The 15,021-nt window shown below is 39.1% G+C and carries 14 protein-coding genes; 3 read left to right on the forward strand and 11 right to left on the reverse strand.

Annotated elements, in window-relative coordinates:
- Positions 1 to 4: 4 nt before the first annotated feature.
- Positions 5 to 1,243: a beta-ketoacyl-ACP synthase II gene (gene fabF / locus FFF34_003575; GenBank protein TSD66497.1), complete on the forward strand. Its 1,239-nt coding sequence runs from the start codon at positions 5 to 7 to the stop codon at positions 1,241 to 1,243.
- 6 nt (positions 1,244 to 1,249) lie between these two features.
- Complete coding sequence (locus tag FFF34_003580) at positions 1,250 to 1,498, forward strand: DUF1456 family protein (protein ID TSD66498.1); 249 nt, start codon at positions 1,250 to 1,252, stop codon at positions 1,496 to 1,498.
- Here the strand turns inward: FFF34_003580 and FFF34_003585 are convergent, their stop codons facing one another.
- The 11 genes from FFF34_003585 to FFF34_003635 form a co-directional block, all read right to left on the reverse strand.
- A complete protein-coding gene (locus FFF34_003585) occupies positions 1,499 to 2,074 on the reverse strand; it encodes a CAP domain-containing protein (GenBank protein ID TSD66499.1) in 576 nt (191 codons plus the stop codon). It abuts the gene before it with no gap.
- Positions 2,075 to 2,156: 82 nt separating this feature from the next.
- Positions 2,157 to 2,915, reverse strand: coding sequence for a hypothetical protein (locus FFF34_003590; protein TSD66500.1), 759 nt, complete (start codon positions 2,913 to 2,915; stop codon positions 2,157 to 2,159).
- 228 nt (positions 2,916 to 3,143) lie between these two features.
- Positions 3,144 to 4,082, reverse strand: coding sequence for an inositol phosphorylceramide synthase (locus FFF34_003595; protein ID TSD66501.1), 939 nt, complete (start codon positions 4,080 to 4,082; stop codon positions 3,144 to 3,146).
- Positions 4,075 to 4,701 (reverse strand): fatty acid hydroxylase, encoded by a 627-nt coding sequence (locus FFF34_003600; protein ID TSD66502.1) that lies wholly within the window; start codon positions 4,699 to 4,701, stop codon positions 4,075 to 4,077. The genes FFF34_003595 and FFF34_003600 overlap by 8 nt, the downstream gene beginning before the upstream one ends.
- A gap of 6 nt (positions 4,702 to 4,707) precedes the next feature.
- On the reverse strand, positions 4,708 to 5,310 hold the full coding sequence (locus tag FFF34_003605; protein ID TSD66503.1) for a DUF4833 domain-containing protein: 603 nt from the start codon (positions 5,308 to 5,310) through the stop codon (positions 4,708 to 4,710).
- A complete protein-coding gene (locus tag FFF34_003610) occupies positions 5,303 to 6,019 on the reverse strand; it encodes a CDP-alcohol phosphatidyltransferase family protein (GenBank protein ID TSD66504.1) in 717 nt (238 codons plus the stop codon). The genes FFF34_003605 and FFF34_003610 overlap by 8 nt, the downstream gene beginning before the upstream one ends.
- 33 nt (positions 6,020 to 6,052) lie before the next feature.
- A complete protein-coding gene (locus tag FFF34_003615; protein ID TSD66505.1) occupies positions 6,053 to 8,602 on the reverse strand; it encodes a carboxypeptidase-like regulatory domain-containing protein in 2,550 nt (849 codons plus the stop codon).
- 13 nt (positions 8,603 to 8,615) lie between these two features.
- Positions 8,616 to 8,987 (reverse strand): GtrA family protein, encoded by a 372-nt coding sequence (locus FFF34_003620; protein ID TSD66506.1) that lies wholly within the window; start codon positions 8,985 to 8,987, stop codon positions 8,616 to 8,618.
- A 235-nt stretch (positions 8,988 to 9,222) separates the two neighbouring features.
- The gene (locus FFF34_003625; protein ID TSD66507.1) at positions 9,223 to 10,545 is read right to left on the reverse strand and encodes an inositol-3-phosphate synthase; all 1,323 of its coding nucleotides are present in this window, start codon (positions 10,543 to 10,545) and stop codon (positions 9,223 to 9,225) included.
- 374 nt (positions 10,546 to 10,919) lie between these two features.
- Positions 10,920 to 12,038 carry a hypothetical protein gene (locus FFF34_003630; GenBank protein ID TSD66508.1) on the reverse strand — a complete coding sequence of 373 codons (1,119 nt, stop codon included), beginning with the start codon at positions 12,036 to 12,038 and terminating at the stop codon, positions 10,920 to 10,922.
- A gap of 76 nt (positions 12,039 to 12,114) precedes the next feature.
- Positions 12,115 to 13,320, reverse strand: coding sequence for a pyridoxal phosphate-dependent aminotransferase family protein (locus tag FFF34_003635; protein ID TSD66509.1), 1,206 nt, complete (start codon positions 13,318 to 13,320; stop codon positions 12,115 to 12,117).
- Positions 13,321 to 13,663: 343 nt separating this feature from the next.
- Between FFF34_003635 and FFF34_003640 the strand changes: the two genes are divergently transcribed.
- Positions 13,664 to 15,019, forward strand: coding sequence for a TolC family protein (locus FFF34_003640; protein TSD66510.1), 1,356 nt, complete (start codon positions 13,664 to 13,666; stop codon positions 15,017 to 15,019).
- The last annotated feature ends 2 nt before the right edge of the window (positions 15,020 to 15,021 follow it).

Below are 15,021 nucleotides of genomic sequence, written 5' to 3' on the forward strand. Positions count from 1 at the left end.
ATAGATGAAAAGAGTTGTAGTAACCGGCATGGGGGTAGTTTCGGCTACCGGAAATGACATAGTCACTTTTTGGAATAATATAATTGAAGGTAACAGCCCGGCTAAACCTATAACTCGTTTTAACCCCGAGAAGTTTAAAACACGCTTTGCCACACAGATAGAAGGATTTGACGTTACACAATATTTAGATAGAAACGAACTTAAAAGGAGCGACCTATATACGCAATATGCATTAATTGCAGCCGAACAAGCTATTAAAGATTCGGGCTTTGACATAAATAACATGTCGCCCTTTGATATAGGGGTGATATTTGGCACCGCACAAGGTGGCATGGAAACGCTTGAGCAACAATACAGGGAGTATGCCGCATCCGGCTTCGAGCCGCATTTTAATCCATTCTTTATTCCAAAAACTTTGGTAAACATGGCCGCGGGCCTTATCTCTATCAAGTTTGGTTTTATGGGCTTAAACTTCTCTACAGCATCGGCCTGCGCAAGTGCCAATACCGCTATTATGGATGCTTTTAATTATATCCGTTTTGGCAAAGCTAAGATCATTATCACGGGCGGTTCAGATGCGCCTATCAGCGAAGCATCTATAGGTGGTTATAATTCATTAAAAGCCCTATCAACACGTAACGATGACCCGACAAAGGCGTCGCGCCCCTTTGATGTAGAAAGAGACGGATTTGTAATGGGCGAAGGATCCGGTATTTTAGTTTTAGAGGAGTACGAACATGCCAAGGCACGTGGCGCACATATCTATTGCGAGGTTGCAGGCGCCGCCATGACATCTGATGCCTACCACATCACAGCAACCCATCCCGAAGGTAAAGGTGCCATACAGGGCATGAAACTGGCCTTACAAGACGGAGGATTAAAGGCAAGCGATATAGCTTTTGTAAACGCCCATGCTACATCAACACCTGTTGGCGATATAAGCGAGGCAAAAGCAATCCACGCCGTGTTTAACGGTAACGACAATTTGCATATTAGCGCAACCAAGTCGGTAACCGGTCACTTACTGGGTGCTGCAGGGGCGGTTGAAGCTATAATAGCTGTAAAAGCCATTACCGATGGTATTGTGCCGCCAACCATCAACACACAAAATATTGATCCGGAGATACCTAAAGGCCTTAAAATTGTGATAAACGAAGCTATTGAGAAAAAGGTGGATGCTGCCTTAAGCAATACCTTTGGCTTTGGCGGGCATAACGGTATAGTAGTATTCAAAAAAATATAAACAGCTATGAGTAATAACGAAGTAATGAAAAAATTGCGTGTAGCATTACAGCTGCGCGATGATGATATAATTAAAATACTGGAGCTGGCCAATTTCCGAACTACCAAAACTGAGTTGAGCGCTATTTTCAGGGCGGATGATCATCCAAACTTTATGCCTTGTAAAGACCAGTTGCTGCGTAATTTTTTAAATGGCCTGGTTATATACAAACGTGGCCCGATGCCAAAAAAGGAAACTAAGAAAGATAGCGAATAATTAGTGCCCGCTAACAGGTTCTTTTTGAATAAGCCTGTATTTGCCGCTCTTTATCAGCCTTTGCTGCTCGGGACTGAAAGATTCGCGCCCGCCAAAATCCTGCACCCAATATTCATCCTTTTCTGCAACGCCTACTTCTTTAAAGTCGGGGTTCATCAAGTTACGACAGTGGCCCTCGCTTTTAAACCATCCGGACATCACTTCTTCAATGCTGTTTTGGCCCCAGGCAATATTCTCACCAACAGTAAAGCTTTTGTATCCCTTAAAGTAATAGCCGGCAAAAACAATACGGTCGCTCATGCTGCGGCCATCTTTACTGGTGTGGCTAAAATATTTTTTGCTGGCCATATCCTTAGCATGCCCGTGTGCGGCTTTTTCCAGTTCATCGTTCCAAACTAAAGGAGGGGCGGGTGCAAACCATTGGTCGCCGCAGTTACAGCCTTTTTGGCGCGTTTTATTTATAAGGTTTAAAAAGCTTTGCTTAAAGTTGGAATAGCTACCAGGCTCGTTTGTGTTATTAAACGAACTTAATACCGCTACAACGGCTACGGCCAATAATAAAATGTGTTTTTTCATGCTAAACATCAGACAAAACAAAAAGCCTGTAGTTTAATACAGGCTTTTATTTAAACAGCAAAAAAGCTGTTGTATTGTATTATTATAATGACGCCAGTTTTTTGGCTGAATTAGTTTTGATGCTTTTTTTTGCGTAAACCTTCTTCTTTACTACCGAATCAACCTTTTTGATTTGGGCAGAGTCTTGCGGATTTTGTGCCGCCATTAACTTTAACTCTTCATCCTTTTTAATATTCTCATATATCTCCGCAGACCGTTTTGAAGCTAAAGCGCCGTTTTCCGGGTCATTCATTCTGTTATATAAAAAAGCAAAGTTTTGTTGTACTAATGCTTCCAGCTTAGGCAGTTTATTTTTTGTAGATAGTATCAAAGCCTCATTCAAATCGCGCATGGCCAGCTTGTAATCTTTATTATCCATTTTAACACTAGCCAGCCTTACCAGCGATGTTATCACGTTGAAATTATCCTTGTAACCGCGCGATATCTTATTAGACTGTAGTAAGAACCATTTTGCCTGGCTGTATTTTTTTTGTGACTGGTACACTTTAGCCAGATAATCAAAACAGGTACGCATACCTAACGTGTCTTCGTAATAACTAAAGTTTTTTAATGCCAACAGCGAGTAGTTCAGCGCTTCGCCCTGGTAGTAGAGCTTTACGCCGCGGTGCTTTATGGTATCGTACTTTAAATATTCGGCAGCAATTTGTTTATAAATGTTGCCCTTTAAAGTATCGTTTGTGGTAAGCTGTAATTTTGTTTTAAGGCTATCAAGGTCGCCCGCTTTAGCAGATAGGTTGGCTACGGCTATAAAAAGTGAGATAAGGGTAATAAGTTTTTTCATCTGAGTACAGATTGCTAATAGTATACATTTACTATTCAAATTTTATGCCTGTTTTATTTAGCGATAAAATTGCAGCGTATGTTTACCATCAAATGATATTTTGGCTATAAAAGCAAACCAATACGCGTCAAAGTTGAACAAAATATATTCCTTAACAAAAAGAATATAAGTAAATAAGCTAAACAGTAGTATATAATACTATACAGTTAAGGGATTTTAAAAAACAAATTACTGTATAAATTTCTGGTAATTAACGAGGAAACGTTTTAAAAAGCCCCACCTGGAAAGTAATAGATTGTATAAACTAATACCTAATGTAGCACATATTATGCCTGCAAGCACATCGAGCACATAATGGTGGCTGGCATAAACAGCTGTAAACCATATGCCGACTGTAACCGTAGCAAAAATTACATTAACCCAGCCCAGGCGGTTTCTGATAGCGTAGTATAACACTATAACCGGGTATGCCGAATGCAAGGAGGGCATGGCAGCAAATACGTTAGAGCCTTTCGCGTAAATAGATTGAAATATAGTAACGTTAAAATACTTGTCGAACCGTGCTAAACCAGCGGTATTACCCATGGTTAGGGGCACAAAGTTGAACCCATGCACCTGTATATACCACGGTGGTGCAGCAGGGTAGGTATAATATACTACAAAACCCAACAGGTTTACCAGTAAAAAGGTTAAAGAAAAGCTTAAAAATTCCCGTTTATTTTTAAAAAACATAAAGGCTGCAAAGCCCAGTGGAACAGGTATCCAGCATAGATAAAATATACCGGCAAAGATATCTATTAAGGTGTTCTTCTTTAACAGCAGATACTCGTTGGGAGTCAAAATGACGCCGTTAACGTTAATACCAAATAGGCTTTTTTCGGCATTGTACAAACCACCTATAGCAACCTGGTTGTAATTATAATTAGGGAATGCCTTCATATAATCAAAAATTATCCAGTAAACTATAAATATGGTAAAGCCTAAAATAAACTTACGGGTAATTACCGAAGCATAAAATAGTACGTTGAATATGCCTATAAGTACCAGTTGATCGGTTTTAAAGCCAACCATGAAGTAGGAGAGAAGTAAATATGCGAATGATGTACCGGTTACAATACTTATTGTTTTTGTATCGATATGTATATCATCGCCAACAGCATTAGCCATTCTGCTTTTTAATGAAATCTGAATTGAAAATTTTATCCCAAAGAGGCGAGCTTACACCGTAACCCTTTGTTGGATCCTGATAGTGGTGCAGCATGTGATGCTGTTTGATGCTTTTCCAGAATGAGCCCTTAAAGTTAAAGTGATGGATAGCATAGTGCGATATATCATATACCAAATAGCCCAATATAAAACCCGGGAAGAACCCAAATATGTAATTAACCGGCAATAACCAGTTAAATAAAAAATAGAAACCTGTAGCCAAAGGGATGCTTGCCGATGGTGGCATTACCAGGCGTTTTGCATCGCTTGGGTAATCATGATGCACACCGTGGAATATAAAGTGCAGGCGTAATGCCCAGCCTTGTTTCGGCACAAAATGGAAAACAAACCTGTGCATAATGTATTCGGTAAGTGTCCAAACAAATAAACCTGCAAAAAACAGCCATATATAGTTTATAACGCCAATTTGCTTATCGTAGGCAAAATAGCTGCAAACCAATATAACGGGTAAAAAAATTATAATAGGCACAAAGTAGTGCACTTTTGATAAGCTTTCTAAAAAATTGCTTTTAAACATTCTCACAGACTCCTGTGAATTTGAAACGAAATTTTTTGCCATAACTAATCAGGGTTTAAAACGTTCTGTAATCTCTTTGCCTGTTGCAGGATCGGTACCCTTCATCTCTACAAAAATAATATTTGGCAGCCAAAAACTACCACCTTCAATTTTAACAAATATTTTGTTAAGCATTAGTTGCTTTTGCGCTACAGTTGCGAAGATATGATATTTTCCGTCGGCCGCCTTCATTAATGTAAGCGGAAATTTTTTGTATGACACAAATCTGATATCAAACTTATCATCGCTTAACTGTTTCGCAACCACACCGTAAGCAAATTTACGCTGAATGTAGCTTAATTCATCCCTTTGGCTTTTTTCGGCATACCTTATCCAGTATACATTAATAGGCGTTTCAGCATCTGGTTTGCCCGTACTTTTATCAATATTAACATCATACATTAAAGTATTAATGTTATGGTTGCGCTGCAAATAAAATAACCGGCTATCGTTTGCCACGGGTACCGGGAACACCATTTCGGCGACACGTTTTCTTTTTAACGAATCGGTATTGTTAAAATTTTGATGTGTTGAAGAAGCTATTAAGTTTAGGCTGCAGATAACAAATACGGTAACCAAAAATGAAGCTCTTTGAAAGTAATTCTTAATCATTCTGATTTTCAGATAGCGCTTTTTTAGCATCCATCAGCCTTCTAAAGGCAGTTAAATTTGTTAATACGGCAAGTAAAGCAATAGGAAATGTAAATATCGACATGGTTTCGAATACGTGAAAACGAATACCCGGTATATACAATTTGTAGTTGGCCGGTAAATAAGATGAGCAGATACCGCAAGCAATAGCAAAAACACCAATAGTGATCACTCTTTCGGGCCTTTGCATTAAGCCACCTTTTATTTCAACACCCAAACCTTCGGCACGGGCCCTTACATAGCTAACCATCATTGAGCCTATAAGCGCTATAAATGCAAATATCGAACTTAAAAAATAGTGGTGAGATACCAGGTAATAGCAAATACCTAAAAACATGATCAGCTCGCTGTAACGGTCTAAAACCGAATCGTACAAAGCGCCAAATACCGATTTCATGTTACCCAGGCGTGCTACCTGCCCGTCGAGCATATCAAACAAGCCGGCAAATAAAATTAAACCGCCTGCCCAGCCAATATAGCTTAGGTCGGCGCGGTCGCCATCTTCGCCGCCAATAATAAAAATAGCTGCAACCCCCACGTTTAACACAAAACCTATAGAGGTAACCGCGTTAGGCGTAAGGCCAAGTTTTATAAGTACCTTAACAAACGGATCAATAATTTTATATATCCCCAGTTGAACGCTGGTACGTACTGATGTTTGCTGTTCCATTTAACTATAAAAATAAATTAAAAATCTGTTAAATTAAAAATCAAATTTGATCTTGGTCCGTATGCCCCATTGTGCAATATCCGGATGATCCAAGTAGGTAAACCTTTTTACGAAGTCAACCCGCACAAACTTAAAAATGTTTTCGATGCCCACACTTCCCTCAATGTAAGGCGTTTTACCCAATGCATAAGTAATGGGGTTACCAACACCATCTGTTGGGTATTGATATAACGACGGATGTATAGATACATTATTCTCATCGCTTACACCACCATATAACATCTTGAAAGAAGCTGTCTCGCGCCATTTTAGGCGTTTAAACAAAGGGATCTTATTAAAGAAGAAGCCCTCAAAATGCTGGTCGATATTGATACTTACCGATTTATCGCTCACAAACTCTAAAAAGTTCATTAAGTTGTAAGAATCTATTACGTAAGCGTAAGTTTGGTTAGCCCTATGTATATTAAGTAGCGGGTATGGCAATTGCCCAAACGTTTTATTACCTTCTAATATGATATCCGAGTGGCCGAAAGGGGCAATATAAAAGCGTTTTTCGCCCCGGAATTTTACGTTTTGATAACCATATTCGCCATTAAGCACATTTTTTAATCCGGCTGTAAAGTCTAACGACAAAATAGGGTACTGGTTAATAATAGGGGTGCGGAATAGCTTACCCTGGTAATATTGTTCGTGCGGTGCATAACGCAAGCCAAAGGTAGCCTCGGTTGTAGATAGGTGCTGTATAATTGTATTATCGCCATTTAAAAACGGAAATAGGGTACCCGCGGGGGTTTGTATCCATTTCCTTAAACCGGCTTTGTACGAAAAGTGGTTTTCATACTCGTGCACATAATCTATACGGTAAAAGTCGTTATATAAATATTTATCGTTGGTGCCGCGTTTAAAAGACAATAAAATGTTGTCTTCCTGTATAAATTGTAACTCTTGCCCGGGTATTTTAGTGTCGCGCTGTACACTTGCGCTGATGTAGTTTTGCGGGAATTTGTAAATGCTTTTACTGTTTAAAGAGTAGGTGCCTTTTAAAAAGTATTTCCATCGGTCATCCTTAAAACCATAAGCTGCATAGCTTTCTAAAAATACACGCTTACTAAATTCCGTGGTTGTTCGGCCGCCTAACCTAAGCCTGAAACCCTCTACCGGGTTAAAGCTGTAAAATGTGCTTGCAGGGCCAACTTCAAATTTGCCAAAACCCTTAAAGCCTGCAAATAAAAGCGTTACAATATCGGCCGTACGCCTAAACGATGGCATATGTGTAAGGCTATCAATGTTTTTATACACCTTAGATTCAGCCGTTGTAAGCGTGTCTAAACGGTTTTGTTGCCAAAAGCTTTCGCTACGGTGTTTAACCGCATCATCTCCAATATCCACGCTTGGCAAATAGGTGGTATCGGGGTGCGGTTTATTTACAATATAGTTTTTATAGGTAATGGTACGTACGCCAAATAAGCCGCTCTTGCGTTTTTGTGTTACGCCAAAATCTGCAAATGTATTGCTTTTACTTAAGTGAAAGCGGCCATCAGGGTTTTGCTCAAAGTCCTGGTCAACATGCATCGACCGTACAAAGTTTACGTTAATGTTTTTATTAATGGTTAACCCGGCTTTTTGCACAGCATAGTTGCCATCAAGTGTGATGTATATATCGCCTTCGAACAGTACATCGTTGGTATTACGTGGTGTAAAACTTAGTTGTACCAGCTTTATATTATTATCGGTAGTGATAGTATCTGTTATAAAAAACTTGTAAAAGGTTGGTGCAGCGTCAGCTATGGGGCTTAAAAACTGCTTGCCCAAAAGTAATATGCTATTATCATAAATATCTACCTTTTCATACAGGTGTTTAAAGTACTGGCCTATGCCTTCGCTATCAAAAGCAGGCCCAAAGTTTACACCTTTTTGGCCAAGTACAACCTCTTTAAGTTTCTCGGGGTTTTTACGGTAATAGACCTGCGACAGCTTCTCTTCCAGGTAAATAGGAAGTAAAGATTTACCGGCGTAACTGGTGCTATCTCTGTTGTCAAAAATGAATTTATATTTTCTCAGGAATTTTTTTTGAGGCACCTTTTCCGAAAGGTTACTTAACGAAAACTGCATCTTGTCGTATTCCCGGTATTCAACAAACGGGTAGCTTTCTGGGCGATTTTTGGCTTTGTTTGCTATAACCCTACGTATCAACTCAACAGCGGGGTTGTCTTTATTATGGTAGGGTGGATTTTTTTTAGATTTTACCACCACTTCGCCAAGTTGTTTAGCGGATGGGAATAGCCTTACATTTAATACCTGCTCTTTACCGGGTTGAATGGTTAATATGGCATCCTTGTAACCAAGATAGGTTACTTTTAACTGGGTATAATTTTGAGCTGACCTTATGGTGTATTTACCATCGTTATTGCTATTTACGCCAATGGTGCTGCCTATAAATGTTATGGTAACAAAGGGCAGGGGTTGTTTATTGCCGGCATCGGTAACGGTGCCGGTTACTACAGTGGTTTGCGCTGCTAACGTGGTACTTATAAATAATAAGATTAAGAAAAATAGGGGCTTTAAAAAATTCTTAAAATTCATTCAACGTTAAATACTATGCAAATACAAACCTTTTTTGGAGAAAGTAATTATAACTGACACCAACTACAACTGAAACTAAAGCCTTTGATATAATGTAACTTAAACCTATGTAATGAGTTACTAAAAATACCCCTGCTGTGGTAAGCGCTAAATTGCCTAACCAAACCGCCATGTATTTTATAACCTGTTTTGGTATGGTTTCGTCTTTGCTTTTAAATACCCAAACCCTGCCTAAAGCAAAGTTTGTTACGCCACCGCTAATAGTGCCAATTAAGCTTGCAATTACGTACCAAAGGTAAAAAAATTCCTTACAGACTATTGTGGTCAAAAAGTCAAATATCGTTGCTATAATAGATGAGGCCTGTGCCTTTACAAATGTTGCCATTAAATGCCCGGCGCTTTATTATTAACCTTGCCGTAAGGTTTAGGAGGAATTACAATTGTGTAAAAACACATTAGTAAACAATGCTACTACTTACGCAAATAATATGCGCTTAGTATTGAAGTAAATGTAAAATAATGTTAAATAGGCTTTATTATCTAATTTTACAGTAAATCCTGCTCAAATAAAAAAGGCAGGCTATTACCAATTATGGTAATAGCCTGCCTTTAGGGAGTATTTATGAATTTGCAAACATATCGTCGTAATAGTCGAGGCCTAAGTGTGTGATCAGGTCTTCGCCCATTAAATAACGTAATGTGTTTTCTAATTTAATTAGTTGTTTGAAAATATCATTTTCGGCATGCAGGCCCGGTGCAGTTTGCGGCGATTTAAGGTAGAATGATAACCATTCTTGTATACCACTCATGTTTGCACGTTTAGCCATATCGCTAAACAAGGCAAGGTCTAATGCAATTGGCGCAGCTAATATCGAGTCGCGGCAAAGAAAGTTGATCTTAATTTGCATTTTATAACCTAACCAGCCAAATATGTCAATGTTATCCCAGCTTTCTTTGTTATCGCCATGCGGAGGGTAGTAGTTGATACGTATTTTGTGGAAAATTTCTCCGTATAACTCAGGGTTATCTTCGGGGCGTAAAATATCTTCTAACACGCCTAATTTTGATACCTCTTTAGTTTTAAAGTTATCTGGGTCGTCAAGTACCAAACCATCGCGGTTACCCAAAATATTGGTAGAGAACCAGCCATGTACACCTAAAGAGCGTGCTGCTAAACCAGGTGCTAAAACAGTCTTCATTAATGTTTGGCCTGTTTTAAAATCTTTACCTGCAATAGGTGTTTGCGTTAGTTTTGCCAACTCGATCATAGCAGGGATATCAACTGTTAAGTTAGGGGCACCGTTAGCGAAGGGTACACCTAATTTTAAAGCTGCATATGCGTATATCATACTTGGCGCAATACGCTTATCATCATCTTTTAAAGCTTGTTCAAAAGCGGCAAGCGTTTCATGGATTTCCGATCCTTCAAAGTATACTTCAGTCGATCCGCACCATACTAATACTACACGGTCGCAGCCTTTTTCTTTCTGGAAGTTTTTAATGTCTTCCATAACTTGTTGTGCCAATTCGTAACGTGTACCTGTTTTAACGTGGGCGCCGTCAAGGTTTTTAGCATAGTTTTTATCAAAAGCGGCTTTCATCGGAATGATAGCTTCAAGGCCTTCTTTTACTTCGTTAAGTAAAGATGCCTCTAAAACTTTAGCATTCATCGCGGCTTCGTATACGTTATCTTCATATACATCCCATCCACCAAAAACAATATCTTCCAATTTTGCCAATGGCACAAAATCTTTAATTTTTGGGTGGCGGTTTTCAGTTCGTTTACCTAAACGGATGCTTCCCATTTGTGTAAGTGAACCAACAGGTTGCGATATACCTTTTTTAACAGCTTCAACACCGGCTATAAGTGTTGTTGCAACGGCTCCTAAGCCGGGGATCAGTATACCAAGCTTTCCTTGTGCAGGTTTAATGTTAATCTTCATTATTACTATCAGTTTTAAAAGTAGCGAGATCATCAGCAGCTAACATGTAGCTGACACCGATCTCATGGTGGTTTTTGTTTATATAATAAGGGCTAATGCCAATTATTCTGTTTGTTTACCATGCGCTATAATCATATAGTGCTTTAGCATGTAGCACTGCATCTGTCTAAATCCCCCTCACTACTACTATTTAATCCTTTGCTGTAGGATGCCCGCAGGCGGCGCAAATAACATACTTTTTGTACAACAGCTGTTATTATTTTTACAAAGTTTACAGGCAAATGAAACTTAAGCAGGCAATTTATTGCTGCTTTTTACTGTTTTCTATGTTTACAATGCCTTTAAAACAGCTACGGAGCGCAATATGCTATCAGTTATATGCTTTTCGCGTATATCCTGTAAGTTTTGTATTGGTCGCCGCCTATTGCTTCAATAGCACGGTTTACCATCTCGTTGTTTTCAAGCGTCCACGATGCTTCGGCATACTTTAAACCTTTGCGCCTGTACTCTTTAATAATGCTGCCATACAAACAAGCTTCGATACCCATTTTACGGTAACCATCAATAACCCCTAAAAGCATAATACGTATACCGTTAACCTTGCTTTTATTTAGCAATAGCTTAAAAATTCCGGTAGGCAATAACCGGCCTTTTTTAATAGTACGCAGTATTTGGTTAATATCCGGTATGGCTACACCAAACCCCACTATTTTGCCATTTTGCTCGGCAACCAACGCAAAGTCCGGGTCAAGTATCATTTTAAGGTCTTTGGCAGTATAGTCAAATTCCTCATTCGTCATCGGGAAAAAGCCCAGGTTTTTATCCCAAGCAGTATTATAAACGTCGCGCAGGGCATCTGCCTCCTGCTTAAAGTTTTTCATGTTTATTTTACGGATAGTGATGCCGCTGTTACGTGTTAAACGATCCTGTAGCTTATCCAGTAATTGTAACGATTTATCGTTGTAATTAGCCCCATCCCAATACCAGGCCAGTAAGTCTGTTTGCTTTTTAAAGCCAAAGTTTTCAAGTAGGGTAACGTAATACTCGGGGTTATAGGTCATCATTACTACCGGTGGTTTATCAAACCCTTTTATTAACAAACCGCAGGTTTCGTTAGTTGATGGGTTAACAGGGCCGGTAATGCTTTGTGCGCCTTTTTGTTTTAGCCAGGTAATAGCGGTCTCGAACAAAAGGTTTGCGGTTTCCTGGTCGTTTATGCAATCAAAAAAGCCAAAAAAACCATCGTTAACATTGTTAAATTGGTTATGATTGGTGTTGTAAATGGCAGCGATACGGCCTACAATTTTGTCGCCATCGTAGGCTAAAAACGTTTGTAGAGATGAGTGTTTATGAAACGGGTGAGTGGTTAAAAGATCCTTTTGAGCGATGAATAGTTCGGGAACGTAGTTTGGATCGTTTTTATACAGATCGTGTGGGAAATCAATAAAAGATGCAAGCTCTTTTTTTGATTGCACCTGAACAATTTTTTTCATGGGGCTAATAAATTTAAATACCGATTACCGTAATATTAAACATATACGGTAACCGGTATCAGGATATTTTATCGGTTTATATTTTCTCTTTTATTGAACTTACACCAACTTCTTTAAACGCCTTTGATAATTTCTCAACAGCTTCGTCAATTTGATCGAATGTGTGTGTAGCCATTAGCGAGAAACGCAGCAACGAAGAATCGGAAGGTACTGCAGGCGATACAACAGGGTTTACAAAAACACCGGCAGATTGCAAATGCTTGGTTACTGCAAACGTTTTTTCGTTGTCGCGTACATATATAGGCAATATAGGGCTTTCTGTTGGGCCAAGGTCAAAACCTTCTTCTAACAAAAGCTTCATTGCGTAATTGGTATTATCCCAAAGTTTGTCTATTCTTTCAGGCTCAGATTCGATAATATCTAAGGCAGCAATAACGCTGGCTACCGAGCCCGGAGGCATACTCGCGCTAAACATTAACGAGCGTGCGCGATGTTTTATATAATCGATAGTATCGGCATCGGCAGCAATAAAACCACCTAACGATGCTAAAGATTTACTAAATGTGCCCATTATAAGGTCAACATCGTTTGTTAAATTAAAGTGCGATGCAGTACCCGCGCCTTTATGGCCAATTACACCTAAACTATGTGCATCGTCAACCATAATGTTAGCGCCATACATATCGGCAAGCCTTACAATTTCAGGTAATTTTACAATATCACCCTCCATGCTAAATATACCATCAACGGCAATTACTTTAACGGCTTCTTCCGGCAGTATGCTTAATTTGCGTTGCAGGTCGTCCATATCGTTATGGGCGTACTTAACAACTTTTGAGAAAGACAGGCGGCTGCCATCTATAATACAAGCGTGGTCGTATTCGTCAAGTATCAAATAATCATTACGGCCGGTAATGCATGATAATACACCCAGGTTTACCTGGTAACCGGTACTAAACAAAACGGTAGCCTCTTTACCTACATAATTAGCCAACCTGGTTTCCAGCTCAATGTGTATATCAAGTGTACCATTCAGAAAACGCGAACCGGCACAGCCTGTTCCGTATTTGTCGATAGCTATTTTCGAAGCTTCTTTAATTAGGGGGTGGTTAGTTAACCCTAAATAAGAATTAGAGCCAAACATTAACACTCTTTTATTATCGATAATCACTTCAGTGTCTTGTGCAGACTCAATAGGCCTGAAATAAGGATATAATCCTGCTTCCCGTAGTACATTGGCCACCTGGAACTGGGCGATCTTATCGTGTAACTTTTTAACCATTTATTAACAATACTTAAATTTTTTGTAAAAATACCATGAATATACTTATATCTTGCATGCAGAATGTAAAATTTTTGCACACAATTTTAATAGTATGTTAATTCACTTCAATAAGGCAAATTAATTAAAATTTTATTTAATCACGACCACAAAATTTCAATTTGCCAAAAAAAGGCAGAAAAAATCAATATTTAACCCTCAAATTATCTTAGTTAAGTAAAATTTCTGTGGTTAATTTCATATTCTTTTATAATAATATCATCTTCGTGCTCACTACTAATTTAACAACATCTAAAGGTATATCGTTACCTTTAATCAGCTTTTTTGTTGCTTTATTGTTCATATGAAAAAACACCATTTCTTTTACATCTCTAATATACTACTATTTTTCCCGGTTTTATTATTTGCCCAAACACCTGCCGATACATCTGCTGCAGTGGTTACACTACAACAAAGTATTGATTTTGCACTAAAGAACCAGCCGGGTTTAAAACAAGCGTATATTGACGAGCAAATAAACGAACGTGATATACGCATAGGCCTTTCGGCGTGGTTGCCGCAGGTAGGTAGCAGCGGCCAGTACCAGCATTACTTTCAAAGGCCCGCTGTAGTTGCGGGTGGTACCACAACAGGTACAGGTACAGGAACTACACCGCAAAACCTTGCTATTGCACATAATACATCAAGCCTGGGCGTATCTGCCAGCCAGGTTATATATAATAACGATGTGCTTTTGGCATCACGTGCCTCAAAATATTCGAGGCAATACTACAAGCAAAACAGCCAAAGCAATAGGATAGATTTGGTATCTGAAGTTAGCAAAGCCTTCTATGACGTTTTACTATCGCAACGCCAGTTAGATATTATACAGGAAGACATTGTAAGGCTGCGCCGCAGTTTAAAGGATGCTTACTCGCGCTACCAGGCAGGGGTTGTGGATAAAACCGACTACAAACAGGCAACTATTGCCCTTAACAATTCCCTGGCATCATACAAACAAACACAGGAAGCTATAAAAAGCAAATCGGCCTATTTGAAACAAGTGATGGGTTTAAACCCAAACAGATCAATTGTTTTGTCGTACGATTCGGCGCGTTTACAAAACGACGCGGTAATTGATACCAACCAGGCCCTTAGCTACACCAACCGTATAGAGTACCGATTGCTGGAAACACAGAAAAATATTGATAATTTAAACGTATCATATTATAAATGGAGCTTTTTGCCTTCGTTATCGGCAATAGGCGCCTACAACATGTCGTACTTTAACGATAGTTTTTCTAAGCTATACAATAATAACTATCCTACCTCTTATGCAGGCCTATCGTTAACCCTTCCTATTTTTCAGGGCGGCAGGCGTTTGCAAAATTTAAGCAAGGCACGTTTGCAGGTTGAACGTACCGACATTGACCTGATAAACAGCCGTAATGCAATTAATACCGAATACACACAGGCTTTGGCCGGTTATAAAAGCAATTATACCAACTGGGTATTGTTAAAGGAAAATGTTGAACTGGCAAAAGATGTTTACAAGGTGGTTAACCTGCAGTACCGCGAAGGTATTAAAACTTACCTGGATGTAATTGTATCGCAAGCCGACTTGCGTACTGCCGAACTTAACTACTATAACGCCCTGTTCCAGTTACTGTCAAGCAAAATTGATTTGCAACGTGCATTAGGCATTTTACCTGTTGAATAATT

The organism is Inquilinus sp. KBS0705 (assembly GCA_005938025.2).
GTDB lineage: Bacteria > Bacteroidota > Bacteroidia > Sphingobacteriales > Sphingobacteriaceae > Mucilaginibacter.